This window comes from Streptomyces sp. Ag109_G2-15 (genome assembly GCF_900215565.1).
Lineage (GTDB): Bacteria > Actinomycetota > Actinomycetes > Streptomycetales > Streptomycetaceae > Streptomyces > Streptomyces diastatochromogenes.
Window position 1 is genome coordinate 3,714,562 of the sequence record NZ_OCNI01000001.1, and the last position, 19,286, is coordinate 3,733,847.

Genomic DNA, 19,286 nt, shown 5'->3' on the forward strand with positions numbered 1-19,286 from the left:
TCAACGTCAATTGCTGCGCCTCCGCTCAATTGCAAGCGAATGAAACCGATAAAGATGACTGGATGCGCTCAAGCGGAGAGACCGTGAGGTGTCCACCACCTATGGCCTACATGATGAGGCACGCCTGTCGACTCATGGATGCAGGCTCTGTTGCCAGAGGAGACGATCAAGCGGTCCGAAGGAGGAAGAGGTCGCCAGTCGTGCCGGTGTCAGCTGCTGACGACGCAACAGCCGCTGGCCTGCGCGGATGCGTTGGGCGTTCCCAGATCGCACTCGGCGCGTTTTGGGTGAGGTCAGCAACCCTGCTCTGACTTGCGGTGGAGGACTTCCGTGCAAGCCCCACGAAGGCGGGGACCGCCACTGACGACGGTCCCTGACAGGGTAGCGGATCAGGTCGGGGTGGTGGGGCCGCGGCTGATGCCTCGTGCTTCGGCCACCAGGTCGACGTGCTCGCCTCGCACCGGGGAGAACACGCAGTAGTGCGGTGTCCGCGTTCATGCCGTCACCGGCCACCACAACCCGTTTCGGTGGCCCTGCAGCACTCTCCGACCGCCACAGGGCGCAGCGCTCGTCTCCCGAACTCGGGCTATGAGGTCAGCGCGGTCACGCGGCGGAGTACCTCCTCGCGGCCCAGTGTGCGGGCCACGGCGAAGAGGTCGGGGCTGCGGGTCGAGCCGGTCAGGGCCACGCGGATCAGCTGGGAGGCCTCGCGGATCGAACCGGGGTAGGCGTCCGGGTTCTTCTTGAACTCCTTGGGCGTGGCGGCGAAGCCGTGCTTGGCGGCGAGGGTCCGGATCTGGTCGAACCAGGCCTGGGGATCGTCCAGTTCCGCGTACCGGTCGGCGAAGTCCTGTGCGAAGGCGCGGACCAGGTCCTCGTCGAGGCCGCCGAGACGCTCGTCCCCGGCGGCGACGGGCGTGAACAGCTGCGGGAAGAAGAAGCCGTAGGCGTCACGGAAGTCCGCCCACTTACGGAGATCCTTGCGGGGGTTGTCCACACCCACGCGCTCCACGTCCACGGCCGCGAGGGCGAGGGTCCGCTCGGCGTCCAGCACGGGTACGAGGTCGGGGTCGTGGGACAGGGCCCACTCGCGCACGGCGGTGAGGATCTGCTCGCTGGTCAGGGTGGCGATGTGGTCCGCGCTGATGCCCTCCAGCTTCACCAGGTCGACCAGCGGACCCGCCACCCCGCAGTCCTCGAGCCTGATGGGCTCCTGAAGCGCCTGGGCGAGGGGGAGGTCGGCCAGGCGGCCGTTCGCCAGCCCGCGGAGGTAGTAGAGGACCGGCTCGGCGGGGTAGCCCTCGCCGAGATAGAAGTCGACGGTGGACTCGGGGTCCTTGCGCTTGGAGAGCTTCCGCTTGCCGCCCTTGATCTGCTTCATCAGCGGCGCGATGTGCGCGTACACGGGCGGTTCGAAGCCGAGCGCCTCGAAGAGCTGAAGGTGCACGGGGACGGAGGAGATCCACTCCTCGCCCCTGATGACGAGGTTGACCCGCATCAGATGGTCGTCCACGACGTGGGCGAAGTGGTACGTGGGCAACCGCACCGCGCTGTCGGAGGACTTGAGGATCACCACGTCGTTGCGGTTGTCCTCGTGCTCCAGGCGCCCGCGGATGGCGTCCGTGAAGGCACGACGCGCACCCGGCAGGGCGGGCGAGCGGAAACGCACCACGTAGGGCGCGCCCTCGGCGAGCCTCGCCGCGACCTCGCCGGGGTCGGCGTCGCGCCAGATCGCCCAGTCGCCGTAGTACCCGGTCGGCACCTTGGTGTCCTCCTGGCGCTGCCGGATGTCGGCCAGCTCCTGCTGGGTGGCGAAGCAGAGGTAGGCCTGGCCCGTCCGGAGCAGCGCACGGACGTGGCTGAGGTAGATGTCCTGGCGTGCCGACTGGAGGTAGGGGCCGTAGTCGCCGATGGCCGTGGGGCTGTCGGCGGGCAGGGTGAAGTACTCGAACGCCCGGTTGAACTGCTCGAAGGCGCCGTCGACTTGGCGCGACTGGTCGGTGTCCTCGATGCGTACCAGGTACCTGCCGCCGGTGCGGTGTGCGACAGCCTGGTTGATCAGGCCCGCGTAGATCCCGCCGATGTGGACGAAGCCGGTCGGCGACGGCGCCAGCCGCGTGACCTGCGCGCCGGCGGGCAGGTCACGGGCCGGGTAGCGCTGCTCCCAGTACGCGGGCTCCGGAAGGTCCGCGGGGAACAGTGCGTCGATGGTGCTGGCGTCGAGCATGGAGGGTCTCGGTTTCCGGCGTAGGAAGTATGTGGAAGGGGCGTTCAGGCTATCAACGGGCTGCTTGGCTTCGGCGGGGCGGAAGTTGGGCGGGAGGCTGCCGCTCAGGCCGGCGGGACCCGTGTGAAGCGGGACGCCGTGTTCAGGTCCGTCTGGATGTGGTCGGCGGTCGCGCGCAGGGCGGGGAGGAGGTCGTGGACGCAGTCCTCCAGGGTGCGGCGGGCCGGGTGGGTGGCCACGCTCACCGCGGTGACCGCCCGGCCCGTGCGGTCCCGTACCGGTACGGCTATCGACCGCAGGCCCGACTCCAGTTCCTCGTCGACCAGGGCGTAGCCCTGCGCGCGGACCTTGGTGAGGGCGGGGGACAGGGGCTCGTCGGCGTCCGCGAGGAGTACGCGGCCCAGGGACGTCGACGCGGCCGGCAGTCGCGCGCCCACCGTGATGTCCACGGTCAGCACCCGGCTCGCGCCCGCCCCGGCCGTGTACTGGATCTCCGTCTCCGTGCCCGGTGCCAGGACCGCCAGTGCCGTCGGCTCGTGCAACCGGTCGGTGAGGGCCCTCAGGTGGGGCTCGGCGAGGCGGGGGAGCGTGCTGCGGGACAGGGGCGGGAAGCCCAGGTCCAGGACGCGGGGCGTGAGGGTGAAGGTGCGGTCGGGGCCGGCGGCCACCAGGCCCAGGTGCTCGTACGTGATCAGCGCCCGCCGGGCCGTGGCGCGGGCCAGGCCGGTCGCCCGGGCCACCTCGGTCAGGGTGAGCGCCGAGCGGCCCTCGCCGAACGCGGTCAGCACGGTCAGGCCCCGGGCCAGGGACTCGACGAATTCCCGGCCCAGCTCGTGCTTGGACGCCGTCGTCCAGGTCGCCAGGCCCGAGGGCGGCGGGCCTGGCCGCGGCCGCGCCGCCTCACGCAGGTCGGCCTCCATCGCCGCCACCGCCGTACGCAGCCGGGGGAGCAGGGAGGTGCGCAGGTCGGCGGCCGAGTGGCGGCTGGTGTGGCTGACCACGCTCACCGCGCAGACGACACGGCCGGTGTCCGGCTCCCGCACCGGTACGGACACCGCGACCAGGCCCGGCTCGATCAACTGGTCGTCCAGCGCCCAGCCGTCCCGGCGGGCCTGTTCCACGCGCCGTTCGAAGTCGTCCGGGGCGGACGCGGACCGGGGCGGTACGGCAGGGAAGGAGGCGTCCTCGGGATCCTCGGCCCGCCGGGCCCGCCACCGCTGCCAGACGGCCTCCGTCCAGCCGGCCGCGAACAGCGGTCCGGGCGCGGTGCGTTCGGCCGGCAGCAGGTCGCCGATCCGGAAGCTCACGGACATCGCACGGCGGCGGGTGGCCTGGTGGATGAAGCGGATGCCGTCCAGGTCGGCGACCGCGAGCGACACCGACTCGTCCAGTTCGTCGGCGAGGGCGTCGGCGCGCGCGTCGAGCAGCGCGGGCAGGCGCAGGGCGGCCAGGTAGGCGTTGCCCAGCTCCATCACGCGGGGGGTGAGGACGATGTCCCGGCCGTCGTGGCGGACGTACCCCATGCGGGCCAGGGTGGCGGTGATCCGGTCGACCGTGGACCGGGCGAGCCCGGTGGCCCGCTCCAGCGCGCTCGGGCTCAGCGTGCCGCCCGCCTCGGTCAGCCGTCGCAGCACGGCGATCCCACGGATCAGCGGCGCGACCGCCTCGGCCGGCACCCCGGCGCGGACCTCGGCATCCAGTGCGGTGTTGGCGGGCATCAACTCTCCGATACGGCATCCAGGCACGCCTACGGTAAACCCGCCCCGTCTCCCACCCTGCTAGCTCCTGGTGATCCGCACCTTGTAGTTCCCGGAGGTGTCCGGTTCCAGTACCTCGACGGTGATCCCGTGCCGCGGGTCCTTGAAGCTCTCGCCGGGGGAGAAGGGGGCGTCGGAGAGTTCCGCGTGGACGTTGGGGCTGCGGGTGCAGCCGCCGCTGCTGCGGTGGGCGTCGTAGACCGTGACCGGGCCGCGTCCGGTGTCCACGGTGGCGTCGACCTTGTAGATGAGGATGCCGGGCTTGCACACCGCCTCGTCGTTGCCGCCCGGGGTGCGCAGCTCCAGCGCGTACGTGGTCCGCGCGCTCACCGGCACGAGGACCAGCTTCCCGCCGCCCGCCTTGTACAGCGGCGTCAGCGTGTACGTGACGGTGCCCGGGGTCGCCGCGCAGCCGACCTGGTTGCCGTCCAGCCAGCCCAGCTTCCACTTGTGCCAGCCGAGCAGGTCGTTGTTGGCCCCCCAGTCCTCGCTCATGATGTCCCAGTGCCCGACCGTGCCCCCGCCCTCCTGGGTGTAGAGGTCGGGCAGGCCGAAGGTGTGGCCGTTCTCGTGCGGCAGGACGCGGTAGCCGGTGCGGGCGTAGGAGCCGGAGCCGTCGTCCTGGCGGGAGTAGACGAAGGACGCGTTGGAGATGGGGACGCCGTCGGCGACCGGGGCGTCGCCGTTGCCGGCGAAGGTCACGGACAGCACCGTGTCCAGGGCGGAGGGGCCGGCGTTCGGGGTGACCAGCACGTTCAGCAGGTCGTACGAGCGGAAGTCCACCTCGGGATCGGCGGCGGCCACGATGTCCTGCACCAGCTGCCGGTAGCCGGGGTCGAAGGGCGCGCCGCGCTCTATGCCGTACGCCTTGAAGGACTTCGGCATCCGCAGCCAGGTGGTGATCGGGGTCTCGGGGTGGTAGTCGAGCCGGCCGTACGACGCCGTGCGGAACCAGTCCTGGGTCTGCGGGAAGAACTCGTGGAAGCGGTCGAGCGCGCTGCCCTGCCCGGGCGCGTCGGAGAAGTCGACCATCAGGGTCAGGGCGTGGACCGTGCCGGTGGAGCGGGAGTAACCGGCCGGGGTGGGCAGGCCCTCCGTCATCTGGACGTCCAGGCCGCTGCGGATCAGACAGGGGGAGAGGACGGAGGAGCGGGCCAGGCCGATGGGCCCGGCGGTGGTGGGCGCCGTCAGATGCCCGGTCCCGGCCGAGGTGCTGACCGCGAGGGTCAGTACGGTCACCGCGGCGAGGGCGGCCACACGGCGCGGGCGTATGCGGCGGCGGGGCGAGTGCGGCTGCATGCATGGACCTTCCGCTCCACGGCAGCCGCTGGTCTCCGGCTGCACCCTTGCGCTCACCCTGTGTCGCCGGGGTGGAGGGCGCGCGCTGGAGGAGACCGATCGTGGGAAATCCGCGTGCGAGCGGGTGGGAACCGCGCTCGGTGAGTGTGGGGACCGCGCCCGGCAAGTGTGGTTCAGGTCACAGGAATTCTTTCCGGTGGCGGGAAATAACCGGGGAAGCTCTCCCCGTTTAGACCTGTGTCCGATCGAAACGGGGACGCCTTCCCCGGATCGCCTCACCGGATCGCCTCACCGGATCGCCTCACCGGATCGCCTCACCGACACAGACCACAGTCACCGACCCAGGCGGCTGTCACCGACCAAGACCGCCTCACCGACCAAGACCGCCTCACCGATTCAGGGAGTACACCGTGCAGACCGCAACCCCCACGCGCAAGGCGCCCCGGCCCCGCGCCGACGCCCTGCGCAACCGGGAGCGGATCGTCACCGCCGCCCGGGAGATGTTCGTCGAGCACGGCCCGGACGTGCCGCTCGACGAGATCGCCCGCCGGGCCGGGGTCGGCAACGCCACGCTGTACCGCAACTTCCCGGATCGTGATGCCCTCGTCCGCGAGGTCGTCTGCTCCGTCATGGACCGTACGGCCGAGGCGGCCGAGCAGGCCCTCGCGGAGACCGGGGACGCCTTCGCCGCCCTGGAGCGCTTCGTGCACACCGCCGCCGACGAGCGGATCAGCGCGCTGTGCCCGATGGTCTCCAGCACCTTCGACAAGGACCACCCCGACCTGGTGGAGTCCCAGGGACGGGTCGAGCAGCTCGTCGAGGAGGTCATGGGCCGGGCCAAGGAGGCGGGCCAGCTCCGCCCCGACGTGGGCGTCGGCGACCTGCTGGTCGTCGTGGCCCAGCTCAGCCGGCCGCCGGCCGGCACCGACTGCCTGAGCAGCGACCGCTTCGTCCACCGCCATCTGCAGCTGTTCCTGGACGGGTTGCGGGCCCCGGCCCGCTCGACCCTGCCCGGCACGGCAGTGACCATCAAGGAGCTGCGCCGGTCCTGACCGATTAGTTCGGACCGCGACACCGGTCTCCTGTACGAGCAAGCCCAGGCCGTCACCGACGACGAGCCGTCCCTCCAGCACGCCCGACAGTCTTCCGTTTTCTGATCATTTTTCCGTCACGAAGTCCCGAAGTGGGTATCCCCATGTCCGAAACAGCCCTCAAGGCTCCCGGCGCCGCCGCCCCGAGCGGTGACGCCAACCGCTGGAAGGCGCTCGTCTTCATCGCGCTCGCCCAGCTGATGGTCGTCCTCGACGCCACCATCGTGAACATCGCGCTTCCCTCCGCCCAGACCGACCTCGGCATATCCGACGGCAACCGGCAGTGGGTCGTCACCGCCTACGCCCTCGCCTTCGGTGGTCTGCTGCTCTTCGGCGGCCGCATCGCCGACCTGTGGGGCCGCAAGCGCGCCTTCGTCCTGGGTCTGACCGGCTTCGCCGCCGCCTCCGTGCTCGGCGGTGTCGCCACCACCGGCGCGATGATGTTCGGCGCCCGCGCCCTCCAGGGTGTCTTCGGCGCCCTGCTCGCCCCGGCCGCGCTGTCCCTGCTCGCCGTGATGTTCACGGACGCCAAGGAGCGCGCCAAGGCGTTCGGCATCTACGGCGCGATCGCCGGTGGCGGCGGTGCCGTCGGCCTGATCCTCGGCGGCTTCCTCACCGAGTACCTGAACTGGCGCTGGACCTTCTTCGTGAACGTCCCGTTCGCCATCGTCGCCGCGGCCGGCGCCTACTTCGTCATCCGTGAGCCCGAGGGCGGCCGCAACCGCTCCCCGCTCGACATCCCCGGCGTGATCCTGTCCACCCTCGGTCTGGTCGCGCTCGTCTACGGCTTCACGCGCGCCGAGTCCGACGGCTGGGGCGACGCCGTGACCGTCTCGATGTTCGTCGCGTCCGCGGTGCTGCTCCTCGCGTTCGTGCTGGTCGAGTCCAAGGTCAAGGCCCCGCTGCTGCCGCTGCGCGTGGTCACCGACCGCAACCGCGGCGGGATCTACCTCTCCCTCGGCCTCGCGATCATCGGCATGTTCGGCCTGTTCCTCTTCCTGACCTACTACCTGCAGATCGTGAAGGGCTACTCGCCGGTCAAGACCGGCTTCGCCTTCCTGCCGATGATCGTGGGCATGATCACGGGCTCCACCCAGATCGGCACCCGGCTGATGACCCGGGTCCCGGCCCGGCTGCTGATGGGCCCCGGCTTCCTGGTCGCCGGTCTCGGCATGCTGCTGCTGACCCAGCTGGAGGTCGGCTCCTCGTACACCACCCTGCTGCTGCCCGCGATGCTGCTGCTCGGCCTCGGTATGGGTACGGCCTTCATGCCGGCCATGTCCCTGGCCACCATGGGCGTCGAGCCCCGGGACGCCGGTGTCGCCTCCGCGATGGTCAACACCTCGCAGCAGGTGGGCGGCGCGATCGGCACCGCCCTGCTGAACACGATCGCCGCCTCCGCGCAGACGTCGTTCATCAAGGACCACATCGGTGGTGCGGCCTCCAAGCCGCAGCAGCAGCTGGTCCAGCTGCAGGGCATGGTGCACGGCTACAGCGCGGCGATCTGGTTCGCCGTCGGCATCCTGGGCCTCGCCGCGCTGATCGCGTTCACCTTCGTCAACGCCGGCCGGCCGGGCTCCACCACGGTGGCCTCCGGCGAGGGGGTCGAGGACGAGGTGCCGGTGCCGGTGGTCGCCCACTGACCCCCGGGACCGTGACTTAGCGGAGCCAGGGCAGGTCCGCACCCGCTTCGTTGGGCTGAAGGCCCTCGGCGACGATCTCCATGATCTCGCCGAGGGTCTTCTGCTGTTCCGGGGACAGCCGCTCGAACAGCGCCTGCCGTACGGCGGCCACATGGCCCGGAGCGGTCCGGCGCAGCACCTCGGCGCCCTCGTCGGTGAGCACCGCGAACTGGCCGCGCTTGTCGGAGGGGCAGTCCTCGCGGCGGACCCACCCGTTCTTCTCCAGGCGCGCGATGGCGTGCGACAGCCGGGAGCGGGTGATCTTCGCCTTCATGGCCAGCTCGGTCATCCGCAGCCGCCGGCGCGGTGCCTCGGCGAGGCCGACGAGAAGGCCGTAGTAGATGTGCGGCATACCCGCGTCGCGCTGCAGCTGCCGGTCGAGATGGTCCTCCAGCAGGTAAGTGGCATGCAGGTAGGCGCGCCAGACGCGCTGCTCCTCGTCGGTGAGCCAGCGGTGCCGGCCGGCGGAGTCCGTTGCCGTGTTCATGTATCCCACTGTACGGGGCATCTCCTTGAAACTTGAACAAGTCGGGCGTACTCTGTTATCCAGAGCTTGAGAGTTAAAGCATCAGGCTCGGAACATCTGAGTGAAGCGCATCCTGGTGGTGCGCACCGAAGCATTGGGAGCCGCCGTCATGTCCGCCGCCACCCAGGAGCGCATGCCCGCCCTGTACCTCAGCCATGGCGCCCCGCCGCTCGCCGACGACCCGGTCTGGCCCGGTCAGCTCGCCGCCTGGTCCGCGGACCTGCCCCGCCCCAAGGCGATCCTCATGGTCTCCGCCCACTGGGAGGAGGCCCCGCTCGCCCTCGGCGCCACCCGGACCATCCCGCTCGTCTACGACTTCTGGGGCTTCCCCGAGCACTACTACCAGGTCCAGTACGCCGCCCCCGGCGCGCCCGAACTCGCCGAGTCCGTCCGCAAGCTGCTGCACGCCCCCGGCACCCCCGTCCAGGACATCCCCGACCGCGGCCTCGACCACGGCGCCTACGTCCCCCTGGTCGAGATGTTCCCGGCGGCCGACATCCCGGTCCTCCAGATCTCCATGCCGACCCTCGACCCGGTCCGCCTGATGGACATCGGCCGCAAGCTCGCCCCGCTGCGCGACGAGGGCGTGCTGATCGTCGGCTCCGGCTTCTTCACCCACAACCTGGCCGCCCTGCGCCACGCGGGCAGCGGCGTGCCCAGCTGGTCCTCCGAGTTCGACGACTGGGGCCGGCGCGCCCTGGAGGCCCGCGACTGGGACGGCCTGCTGGACTTCCTCCACAAGGCCCCGGCCGGCCGCTACGCCCACCCGCGCACCGAGCACTTCGCCCCGCTCTTCGTCACCATGGGCGCGGCGGAGGCGGGCGGCGAGCTGGACGCGCAGAAGTCCGTGATCGACGGGTTCTGGATGGGGATGGCGAAGCGGTCGGTGCAGTTCGGCTGAGCCAACCGGCCTCTAGAGGGCCTACAGGTCCTTCTCGTACCAAGCCACGTCCCAGTAGCGGCCGAACTTGCGCCCGACCTCCCGGTAGGTGCCGACGTGCCGGAAGCCGAAGCGTGTGTGCAGCCGCTCGGAGGCCTCGTTGGGCTGGGCGATGCCGGCGTAGGCGCGGTGGACGTCCTCGTCGGCCAGGGCCTTGAAGAGGGCGTCGTAGAGCAGGGTGCCGATCCCGCGGCGGCCGGCGTCCGGGGCGACGTACACCGAAGTCTCCACGGATGTCGCGTACGCGGGCTTCGCCCGGTAAGGGCTGGATGTGGCGTACCCCAGAATTCGCTGAGAGTCTCCGTCCGTGGCAACCATCAGGCGGTACGGGCCGTCTTCTGGGTGGGAGAGCAGCCAAGGGCGGCGCTCTTCCGGCGTGAAGATCGTGGTATCGAACGTGATGGGCGTCTCACGTACGTAGTGGTTGTAGATGTCCGTGAGGGCTTCGAGGTCGCTCTCGAATCCCGGCCTGACCTGCACTTCTGTACGTGCTGAGGGCATCTGGCCTCCCCTGTGGTCGGACAGGGTACTGCATGATCAGAAAAATTGAGGGGAGGGTTGGGAATTCTGTCCGGATTCCAGTCGTTGTTTCCTTCGGATGCCGGGCACTCGTGGAGAGTCCCAGGAGTTCCAGGAGTGCTGAGCATCCCTTAAAGGACACCCGCCCGCCCACCATCGCAAGGGAGCACGCATGGCAACCCGTGCCGTCGCCCGTCGTCAGTCCGCCACCGGCGAGACGGCCGACTCGGCAAGCAGTGTTCGCGCTCGCGCCCATGGCGGCGAGATCGCCGATCGCGACCTGGTCGGCATGTACCTCGACGAGATCGCGCGTACACCGCTGCTCGACGCTGCCAAGGAAGTCGAGCTGTCCCAGACCATCGAGGCGGGTGTGTTCGCGCGGCAGGTCCTCGACGGCGAGGAGGAGTCCGAGACGGACGCCTCCCGCGAGGAGTTGGAGGCCCTGATCGCCGCGGGCGAGCGGGCCAAGGACGTCTTCATCCGTTCCAACCTCCGCCTGGTCGTGGCAGTGGCCCGGCGCTACCCGCGCAGCGGCCTGCCCCTGCTCGACCTGATCCAGGAGGGCAACGCCGGTCTGGTGCGCGCGGTCGAGAAGTTCGACTACCGCAAGGGCTTCAAGTTCTCGACGTACGCCACCTGGTGGATCCGTCAGGCCATCACCCGCTCCATCGCCGACCAGTCCCGCACGATCCGGCTCCCCGTCCACCTGGTGGAGGAGCTGGGCCGCATCCGCCGCGTGCAGCGCGAGTTCAACCGCGAGCACGGGCGCGAGCCGGAGCCCGCGGAGATCGCCGCCGAGCTGGACTCGACGCCGGAGCGCGTGACCGACGTGCTCGACTGGTCCCGCGACCCGGTCTCCCTCAACATGTCGGTGGACGACGAGGGTGAGACCCAGTTCGGGGACCTCCTGGAGGACACCTCGGCGGTGTCGCCGGAGCAGTCGGTGCTGACGCTGCTGCGCAGCGAGGAGCTGGACGACCTGATCGGCCGTCTGGACCAGCGCACGGCCTCCATCATCAAGATGCGGTACGGCATCGATGACGGCCGCGAGCGCACCCTGACCGAGGTCGGCAAGGAGCACGGTCTGACCCGCGAGCGCATCCGCCAGATCGAGAAGCACGCGCTGCTCGAACTGAAGAAGCTGGCCCGCAGCACCGGCTTCGACGCGGCGGCCTGACGGACCGGCCCTACGGTTTATGACGGACCCTGACTCAACCGGGCGTACGACCGCGTGCGCCCGGTGGCGAAAGACGGCGCAAACATGGCGCGGTCCCATCGCTTCAACCCCGGGGCCCGAGGGAACAACCCTTCAGGGCCCAGGAGTTGGACCCCGAGGGCCCGCACTCCCACCTTTCGCAGACACCCCACACCTGCCATGACGAGCACGTCGTAGCAACCTGATCCGACGCTAGCTGTGAGCCACGTCCCCGCGCCATCCCCCCCCGGCGCCGGGACCTTCCCAGAGCCGGGCTTCGGCGCCTACCCCCCCAGGCGCCGGGGCCCGGCTTTTCGTTGGGGGAGAGCCGCGGCCCGTATGGCCGATGGTGCGGAACACCGGGCGTGCCGAAGGCCGGCGGCGCGGACATGCTGGAGCGGCGGGCCACCCCGTACCTGAACCCCGGGGTGGCCCGCCGGATGGCAGATTCTGCCACATCGGCATAGCCTGCCGAGGTGAGCACCCCCAGCACCACCGGCAACACCGCCCACCAGCCTGTTTCCGCCTCGGCCCCCGCCTCCGCCGCTGCCCCGGCGTCCCTCACCGAACGCCGCAAGGCGGAGACCCGGATGGAGATCGCCCGCGCGGCAGCCGCCCTGTTCGTCCGCCAGGGCCTGCGCGCCACCCGCGCGGAGGACATCGCCCAGGCGGCGGGCATCGCGCCGCGCACGTTCTACCGCTACTTCGCCTCGAAGGAAGAGGCGGTGGCCCCGCTCTACGCGGCGGGCGCCCAGCGCTGGACGCAGGCGGTCCGCGAGGCCCCGCCCACGCTCACCGTCCCGGAGGCCCTGCGCCACGCGGTCCATCACACCCTCACCCCGGGCGTCGGCGTCTCGGCATCGTCCTGGGAATGGGTCCGCACCCTGATCCGCCTGGCTGACGCGAGCCCCGCCCTGCGCAAGGTCTGGGCGGAGGTCTGCCAGGCCTCGGAGAGCACGCTCGCGGAAATCCTGGCGGAGCGGTTGGCGTCCGCCGGCAAGCCTCAGGACAACGTTGCCCACCCGGCACCGGCCCCTCAACACCTCCGCTTCGCAGCGGCAGTTGCCGGCGCCGCGATCCGGGTGGCCGTCGAATCCTGGTCCACGACGACGTCCCCGCCAACTGGCCCTGACGGGCCGGCGGCCCTGGCCCTGCAGAACCTGGAGGCGTTGGCGGGCTTCGACTGGGGCGAGGAGTCCTGAAACCCGCCTAGGCCTCCCCGACTCCCCCCGCCCGACTCAACCGCCCACCCAACTCCCGTACACACTGCACCAGTTCATCCGGCCCCCGAACCGTGAACTCACATCCCACCATCGCCAACCGCACCGCCAACCACTCCACCGGATCCCCGCTGCTCCCCCGCACCACGCACCCACCCTCCCCGTCCGCCACCGGCACCCCGACCCACCCCGGCACCTTCGACGCCACGACCTCCACCGACCCGGCGAACCGCACCTCGAACTCGTACGTCTCCCGCGCCTCCGGCCCCCGCCGAATCGACCGGCGCAGATACTCCGCCGCACTGCCCTCCGGCAACTCCCGCGGAGCGAACCGCACACCGGTGGCGAACGGCTCCCGTACCCGGTCCACCCGGAACGTCCGCCAGTCCTCGCGCCCGAGGTCGTACGCGACGAGGTACCAGCGCCGCCCCGTGGACACCAGCCGATGCGGCTCGGTCAGCCGCCGCGACTCACTGCCGTCCTTGTCCCGGTAGGCGAACCGCAACCGCTCCCGCCCCGCCACCGTCGACGCCATCACGGTCAGCGTCTCCGGCGCGATACTCGCCCCGTCCCCGCTGGTCAGCGCCGTTGTCGCGGCCTGAAGCGTCGACACCCGGTGCCGTAGCCGCGACGGCAGCACCTGCTCCAGCTTCGCCAGCGCCCGCACCGACGCCTCCTCCACCCCCTCCACCGCATGCCCGGCCCCGGCCCGCAGCCCGACCGCGATCGCCACCGCCTCCTCGTCGTCGAGCACCAGCGGCGGCATGGCCTTGCCCGCGACCAGGCGGTAGCCGCCGTCGGCACCCTTGCTGGCCTGCACGGGATACCCCAGCTCCCGCAGCCGGTCGATGTCCCGCCGCACGGTACGGCGGGACACCCCGAGCCGGTCGGCCAGCTCACCGCCGGGCCACTCGCGCGGGGTCTGCAGGAGGGAGAGCAGCTGGAGGAGCCGAGCCGGAGTGTCCGTCGTCATGCTGTCGAGGATGCCGTAGAAATAGGACGCGATCTGACCTAATGGGGTCCTAGCTTGGGCGCATGACCTCCACGGAACAGCCCCTCAGTACGCAGCAGTCCCCAGGCGACCGCCGCCGATGGTTCGCCCTCGCGATCGTGATGACCGCGGCCTTCATGGACCTCGTCGACGTCACGATCGTCAACATCGCGATCCCCTCGATCAAGCAGGACGAGGGCGCCTCCTTCAGCCAGATCCAGTGGATAACCGCGGGTTACGCGCTGGCCTTCGCCGCCGGCCTGATCACCGGCGGCCGCCTCGGCGACATCCACGGCCGCCGTCGGCTGTTCCTGATCGGCATCGGCGGCTTCACCCTGGCCTCCGCCCTGTGCGGCTTCGCCGCGAACCCGGAGATGCTGGTCGCCTCCCGCATCCTGCAGGGCGGCATGGCGGCGATGATGGTTCCGCAGGTCCTGTCGATCGTGCACGCCACCTTCCCCGCCCATGAGCGCGGCAAGGTGTTCGGTCTCTTCGGCGCGATCGTCGGTCTGGGCGCGGTCTCCGGCCCGCTGCTCGGTGCCCTGCTGACGGAGTGGAACCTGTTCGGTCTGGAGTGGCGCCCGATCTTCCTGATCAACCTCCCCGTCGGCGTCGCCGCCTTCCTCCTCGGCCGCCGCTACATCACCGAGTCCCGCGCCCCGAAGGCCCTGAAGCTGGACCTCGTCGGCGTCGCCCTGGTGACGCTCGGCCTGCTGATGCTGCTCTACCCGCTCACCCGCGGCCGCGAGCTGGGCTGGCCGCTGTGGGGGTACGTCTCGATGGCCGGCGCGCTCGGCGTCTTCGCGGCGCTGGTGGCGTACGAGCGGCGCAAGGCGGCCCGGGACGGCTCCCCGTTGATCGAGCTGTCGCTGTTCCGCGTGAAGAGCTTCGCCGCCGGCATCGCCGTGCAGACCGTCTTCGGTGTCGCGCTCGGCATCTTCTTCCTGGTCTGGACGCTGTACATGCAGGTGGGCCTGGGCTGGAGCCCGCTGCGGGCGGGCCTGACCGGTGTGCCGTTCTCCCTCGCGGTCGCGACGGCGGCCGGGATGTCCGTACAGAAGCTGGTCCCGCGCTTCGGCCGCAAGGTGCTCCAGGCGGGCGCGCTGATGATGGCCGCGGGCGTCCTCCTCTACATCTGGGAGGCGCACCGGTACGGCCTCGCCATCGCCTCCTGGCAGATGGCGCTCCCGCTGGTCGTGATGGGCGCCGGCATGGGCCTGATCGTCGCCCCGCTGACGGACGCGGTGCTCTCGGAGGTCCCGCGGGAGCACGCGGGGTCCGCGTCCGGCCTGATCAACACCGTGCAGCAGATGGGCAACGCGCTCGGCCTCGGGCTGGTCTCGGTGGTGTTCTTCGGCGTGATCGGCGACCGGCTGACCCGCGCCCAGGTGGGCCCGGCCTTCGTACACGGCTTCCAGCACGCGCTGTGGTGGGTGGCCGGCGTGATGGGCGTGATCTTCCTGCTGATGTCCGCCCTGCCGAAGCGTCCGGCGCAGCACGTGGAGGGTGCGGCCGACGCTTCGGTGGCGGAGCGGGAGCCCGAGCTGGTGGCCTGACCAGGCACGACGAGGGGCCCGGTACCGGCCAGGTACCGGGCCCTTCTGCGTCCGGGCTGCTGTCCTGGCAGCTGTCCGGGTAGCTGCCGGGCAGACGCCCGGACGGAACCGGAAGTCCGTTCATGCCCGATTCTGGCCCGAACCTGTTTACTTCCCGGAAATCCGCGCGTACTCTCACGGTGAAACCACACGTTCGGGCATGAGTCGGAGGCGAACGGACATGTACGCACCGGAGCGGCAGCAGGAGATCCTCCGGATCGCCCGTGACGGCGGCCGGGTGGACGTGCTGTCGCTGGCCGAGGAGTTCCAGGTCACCGCGGAGACGATCCGCCGGGACCTGAAGGCCCTCGACCGGGCCGGCCTGGTCCGCCGGGTGCACGGCGGTGCCATCCCGGCCGGCCGCCTCGACTTCGAGCCGGACCTCAGCGAACGCGAGTCCACCGCCGCCGACGAGAAGGACCGCATCGCCAAGGCGGCCCTCGCCGAGCTGCCCGCCGAGGGCACGATGGTCCTCGACGCCGGTACGACGGTGGCGCGGATGGCCGCGGCCATCCCGCTGGAGGCCTCCCTCACCGTCGTGACGCACAGCCTGCCGATCGCTGCCCGCCTCGCCGACCACCCGGGCATCCAGCTCCACCTGGTCGGAGGGCGCGTACGGCACCGTACGCGCGCCGCCGTGGACGCCTGGGCGCTGCGCGCGTACGGCGAGATCCGCGCCGACGTCCTGTTCGTCGCCGCCAACGGCTTCTCCGCCGAGCACGGTCTGACCACCCCCGACCTCGCCGAGGCGGCGGTCAAGCGCGCGGCCATCGCCGCCGCCCGCCGCGTCGTCCTCCTCGCCGACTCCTCCAAGCACGGCCAGGAGCACTTCGCCCGCTTCGGCGACCTGAGCGACGTGGACCTGCTGATCACCGACAGCGGGCTGAGCCCCGAAGACGCCGCCGTCATCGAGCGCGGCGGCACGGAAGTAGTGCGCGCATGATCCTCACCGTCACCCCCAACCCGTCCCTCGACCGCACCTACGAGGTCCCGTCCCTGGAGCGCGGCGAGGTCATCCGCGCCACCGGCGAGCGCATGGACCCCGGCGGCAAGGGTGTGAACGTCTCGCGCGCCGTCGCGGCCGCCGGGCGGCGCACGGTCGCCGTTCTGCCCCTGGGCGGTGCGCCGGGGGCGCTCGTCGCCGATCTGCTCCACGCGCAAGGCATCGAGGTCGCGCCGGTCCCGGTCACCGGAGCCACCCGCTCGAACATCGCGCTCGCGGAGGCGGACGGGGTGCTCACGAAGATCAACGCGCCGGGACCCGAGCTGTCCCCGGCCGAGCAGGAACTGCTCCTGGACACCGTCCGCACGCAGTCCCGCGACGCCGACTGGATCGCGTGCTGCGGGAGCCTGCCCCGGGGGCTCGCGCCCTCCTGGTACGCCGACGTCGTCACGCGGGCGCACGCCGGGGGTGCGCGCATCGCCCTGGACACCTCGGGGCGTGCGCTCCTGGAGGCGCTGCGCGCGCGGCCCGACGTGGTCAAGCCGAACGCCGAGGAACTCGCGGAAGCCGTCGGGCGGCCCCTGGCCACGGTGGGCGACGCGGTGAAGGCGGCCGAGGAGTTGCGCGAGATGGGCGCACGTGCCGTGCTCGCGAGCCTGGGCGCCGACGGGCAGTTGCTCGTGGACGACGCGGGCGCCTGGTTCGGCAGCGCGCGCGTGGACGCCGTACGCAGCAACGTGGGCGCCGGCGACTCCTCCCTCGCCGGCTTCCTGATCGCCGGCGGCAGCGGTCCGGAGGCCCTCGCCTCCGCCGTCGCCCACGGCGCCGCCGCCGTCCAGCTGCCCGGCAGCGTGATGCCGACCCCCGCGGACCTCGACCCGGCCGCGGTGACGGTCACGGCCGACATCCCGATCGACCGCGAACTGACGGAGCCGGTGTCATGAACGTCCGCACTGCCCGTACGACCACGCCGGCCTTGCCGTCGGCGCCGCTCCACCCACCGGTCCTGAAGCGGCGAGGCTCCCCGTTACTCGCCGCTTCAGCGGGCCGGCAGGGCGCCCCGAGCCGCTCTGCCGCCGCCCCCAGGAGGCGGGGTCTCCCCGGCCCCGCCTCCGCCCAACCCGCTGCCTTCCCCCACAGCACCCCCGTCCCCACCCCCGCCCACCTCACTCCCCGGGCGATACGCGTGCATAGGAGCCCGCGATGAGCGACATGATCACCGCGGACCTGGTCGATCTCGACCTGTCCGTCGATACCAAGGAAGCGGCGGCGCGCGCCCTCGCCGAGCGCATGGTGGCCAAGGGCCGGGTGACCGACCTGGAGGGCTTCCTCGCCGACGTGGCCGCCCGTGAGGCCCAGATGCCGACCGGCCTCGACGGCGGCATCGGCATCCCGCACTGCCGCAGCGCCCACGTCACCGAGCCGACGCTCGCCTTCGGCCGCAGCGCCGCCGGCATCGACTTCGGCGCTCCGGACGGCCCCGCCGACCTGATCTTCCTGATCGCGGCCCCGGCCGGCGCCGACGACGCCCACCTGACGATCCTCTCGTCCCTGGCCCGCCAGCTGATGAACACCGAGTTCACGGATGCGCTGCGGTCGGCGGGCGACGCGGGGACGGCGGCGGCGCTGATCCGCGGGGACGAGGCGCCTTCGGCGGAGGGCGCTCAGGGCGCCGTGGACGCCCCCGAAGACACCGCTGCGGCGCCGGGGGCGGCCTCCGCCGGCGCCGCGGCGGGCAGTACGGCACCGGCGCCGGGCGCGAGCACCGGTCCTGACTCCGCCGAACGGCCCTTCCGTATCGTCGCCGTCACCTCCTGCCCGACCGGCATCGCCCACACCTACATGGCGGCCGAGTCCCTGGAGAACGCGGGCCGCGAGGCGGGCGTCGAGCTGATCGTGGAGACCCAGGGCTCGGCCGGCTTCACCCGGCTCGACCCGGAGGCGATCGCGGCGGCGGACGGCGTGATCTTCGCGCACGACGTCCCCGTACGCGACAAGGACCGCTTCGCGGGCAAGCCGACGGTCGACGTCGGCGTGAAGGCGGGCATCAACCGCCCCGCCGAGCTGATCACCGAGGTGCGCGGCAAGGCCGAGCGCGGCGAGGTCACCGCGGCCGCCGCCGCGGGCACGCCGGTCGAGCGCGCGGGCGACTCCACCGAGGGCTACGGCACCAAGCTCCGCAAGTGGCTGATGTCCGGCGTCAGCTACATGGTCCCGTTCGTCGCGGCCGGCGGTCTGCTGATCGCCCTCGGCTTCGCGATCGGCGGCTGGAAGGTCAACAAGGCGCCGTCGGTCATGGACCACTTCGTGTGGACCCAGACGGGCAGCTGGGGCGCGCTGCTGTTCCAGATCGGCGTGGTGTCCTTCGGCTTCCTCGTCCCGGTCCTGGCCGGCTATATCGCCTACGGCATGGCGGACCGCCCCGGTCTCGTCCCCGGCTTCGTCGGCGGCGCGATCGCCCTCACCATCAACGCGGGCTTCCTCGGCGGTCTGGCGGCCGGTCTGATCGCCGGTGGCGTGGTGATGGCGATCCAGAAGGTCAACATCCCGGCGGCGTTGCGCGGCATCATGCCGGTGGTGGTGATCCCGCTGATCTCCTCGGCGATCGTCGGATTCCTGATGTTCGTCGTGATCGGCAAGCCCATCGCCTCGGCCCAGAAGGGCCTGACCGACTGGCTCAACGGCCTCACCGGCACCAACGCCATCCTGCTCGGGGCCCTGCTCGGCCTGATGATGTGCTTCGACCTGGGCGGCCCGGTCAACAAGGTGGCCTACACCTTCGCCACGGCCGGCATCGCGGTCGCCAACCCGAGCGACTCCGCGATGAAGATCATGGCCGCGGTGATGGCGGCCGGCATGGTCCCGCCGCTGGCGATGGCCCTGGCCACGACGGTCCGCGGCAAGCTCTTCACCCAGACCGAGCGCGAGAACGGCAAGGCCGCCTGGGTGCTGGGCGCCTCCTTCATCTCCGAGGGCGCGATCCCGTTCGCCGCGGCGGACCCGCTGCGGGTCATCCCGTCCTCCATGGTGGGCGGCGCGATCACCGGCGCCCTGTCGATGGGCTTCGGCGCCACCCTGCGCGCCCCGCACGGCGGCATCTTCGTGGTCCCGCTGATCGGCAACCCGTTCCTCTACCTGATCGCCATCGCGGTCGGCGTGTGCGTCACCGCGGCCCTGGTCGTCCTCCTCAAGGGCATGCGCAAGCAGGCCCCGGAGACCACGGCCACCGACCCCGGCGCGAACCCGGCCACGGCGCCGAAGGAGGCCAAGCAGCCGGTCGCCGCCTGATCGGCAGGGCCAC

At 71.4% G+C, this 19,286-nt stretch carries 15 protein-coding genes; 9 read left to right on the plus strand and 6 right to left on the minus strand.

Going from position 1 to position 19,286, the window contains the following annotated elements; translation table 11 throughout:
- Positions 1 to 586: 586 nt before the first annotated feature.
- The 3 genes from CRP49_RS16700 to CRP49_RS16710 form a co-directional block, all read right to left on the minus strand.
- Positions 587 to 2,227 carry a glutamate--tRNA ligase gene (locus CRP49_RS16700; protein WP_097254080.1) on the minus strand — a complete coding sequence of 547 codons (1,641 nt, stop codon included), beginning with the start codon at positions 2,225 to 2,227 and terminating at the stop codon, positions 587 to 589.
- Positions 2,228 to 2,331: 104 nt separating this feature from the next.
- Positions 2,332 to 3,945: an IclR family transcriptional regulator C-terminal domain-containing protein gene (locus tag CRP49_RS16705; RefSeq protein ID WP_097254081.1), complete on the minus strand. Its 1,614-nt coding sequence runs from the start codon at positions 3,943 to 3,945 to the stop codon at positions 2,332 to 2,334.
- A 60-nt stretch (positions 3,946 to 4,005) separates the two neighbouring features.
- Positions 4,006 to 5,283 carry a M6 family metalloprotease domain-containing protein gene (locus CRP49_RS16710; protein ID WP_097254082.1) on the minus strand — a complete coding sequence of 426 codons (1,278 nt, stop codon included), beginning with the start codon at positions 5,281 to 5,283 and terminating at the stop codon, positions 4,006 to 4,008.
- Positions 5,284 to 5,693: 410 nt separating this feature from the next.
- Here CRP49_RS16710 and CRP49_RS16715 point away from each other — a divergent pair, with 410 nt between their 5' ends.
- Positions 5,694 to 6,335, plus strand: coding sequence for a TetR/AcrR family transcriptional regulator (locus tag CRP49_RS16715; RefSeq protein ID WP_097254083.1), 642 nt, complete (start codon positions 5,694 to 5,696; stop codon positions 6,333 to 6,335).
- Positions 6,336 to 6,478: 143 nt separating this feature from the next.
- On the plus strand, positions 6,479 to 8,017 hold the full coding sequence (locus CRP49_RS16720; RefSeq protein WP_097254084.1) for an MFS transporter: 1,539 nt from the start codon (positions 6,479 to 6,481) through the stop codon (positions 8,015 to 8,017).
- 16 nt (positions 8,018 to 8,033) lie between these two features.
- Here the strand turns inward: CRP49_RS16720 and CRP49_RS16725 are convergent, their stop codons facing one another.
- Positions 8,034 to 8,543, minus strand: coding sequence for a MarR family winged helix-turn-helix transcriptional regulator (locus CRP49_RS16725; RefSeq protein ID WP_097254085.1), 510 nt, complete (start codon positions 8,541 to 8,543; stop codon positions 8,034 to 8,036).
- Between the two features lie 148 nt (positions 8,544 to 8,691).
- On the opposite strand from CRP49_RS16725, the gene CRP49_RS16730 reads away from it, so the two are divergent.
- A complete protein-coding gene (locus CRP49_RS16730) occupies positions 8,692 to 9,483 on the plus strand; it encodes a dioxygenase (protein WP_097257403.1) in 792 nt (263 codons plus the stop codon).
- Between the two features lie 21 nt (positions 9,484 to 9,504).
- On the opposite strand, the gene CRP49_RS16735 is transcribed toward CRP49_RS16730, so the two are convergent.
- Entirely contained in the window at positions 9,505 to 10,023 is a 519-nt protein-coding gene (locus CRP49_RS16735) for a GNAT family N-acetyltransferase (RefSeq protein ID WP_097254086.1), read from the minus strand.
- 190 nt (positions 10,024 to 10,213) lie between these two features.
- Here CRP49_RS16735 and CRP49_RS16740 point away from each other — a divergent pair, with 190 nt between their 5' ends.
- Complete coding sequence (locus CRP49_RS16740) at positions 10,214 to 11,218, plus strand: RNA polymerase sigma factor RpoD/SigA (protein ID WP_097254087.1); 1,005 nt, start codon at positions 10,214 to 10,216, stop codon at positions 11,216 to 11,218.
- A gap of 608 nt (positions 11,219 to 11,826) precedes the next feature.
- The gene (locus tag CRP49_RS16745; protein ID WP_097257404.1) at positions 11,827 to 12,438 is read left to right on the plus strand and encodes a TetR/AcrR family transcriptional regulator; all 612 of its coding nucleotides are present in this window, start codon (positions 11,827 to 11,829) and stop codon (positions 12,436 to 12,438) included.
- 7 nt (positions 12,439 to 12,445) lie between these two features.
- On the opposite strand, the gene CRP49_RS16750 is transcribed toward CRP49_RS16745, so the two are convergent.
- A complete protein-coding gene (locus CRP49_RS16750) occupies positions 12,446 to 13,429 on the minus strand; it encodes a YafY family protein (RefSeq protein ID WP_097254088.1) in 984 nt (327 codons plus the stop codon).
- A gap of 62 nt (positions 13,430 to 13,491) precedes the next feature.
- On the opposite strand from CRP49_RS16750, the gene CRP49_RS16755 reads away from it, so the two are divergent.
- The 4 genes from CRP49_RS16755 to CRP49_RS16770 all read left to right on the plus strand — a co-directional run bounded on the left by CRP49_RS16755 (position 13,492) and on the right by CRP49_RS16770 (position 19,273).
- Positions 13,492 to 15,003, plus strand: coding sequence for an MFS transporter (locus CRP49_RS16755; protein ID WP_097254089.1), 1,512 nt, complete (start codon positions 13,492 to 13,494; stop codon positions 15,001 to 15,003).
- Between the two features lie 220 nt (positions 15,004 to 15,223).
- Positions 15,224 to 15,985, plus strand: a complete 762-nt coding sequence (locus CRP49_RS16760) for a DeoR/GlpR family DNA-binding transcription regulator (RefSeq protein ID WP_097254090.1) — start codon at positions 15,224 to 15,226, stop codon at positions 15,983 to 15,985.
- On the plus strand, positions 15,982 to 16,929 hold the full coding sequence (gene pfkB, locus CRP49_RS16765) for a 1-phosphofructokinase (RefSeq protein ID WP_097254091.1): 948 nt from the start codon (positions 15,982 to 15,984) through the stop codon (positions 16,927 to 16,929). Before CRP49_RS16760 ends, pfkB begins: the two co-directional genes overlap by 4 nt.
- Before the next feature lie 259 nt (positions 16,930 to 17,188).
- The gene (locus tag CRP49_RS16770) at positions 17,189 to 19,273 is read left to right on the plus strand and encodes a fructose-specific PTS transporter subunit EIIC (RefSeq protein ID WP_097254092.1); all 2,085 of its coding nucleotides are present in this window, start codon (positions 17,189 to 17,191) and stop codon (positions 19,271 to 19,273) included.
- The last annotated feature ends 13 nt before the right edge of the window (positions 19,274 to 19,286 follow it).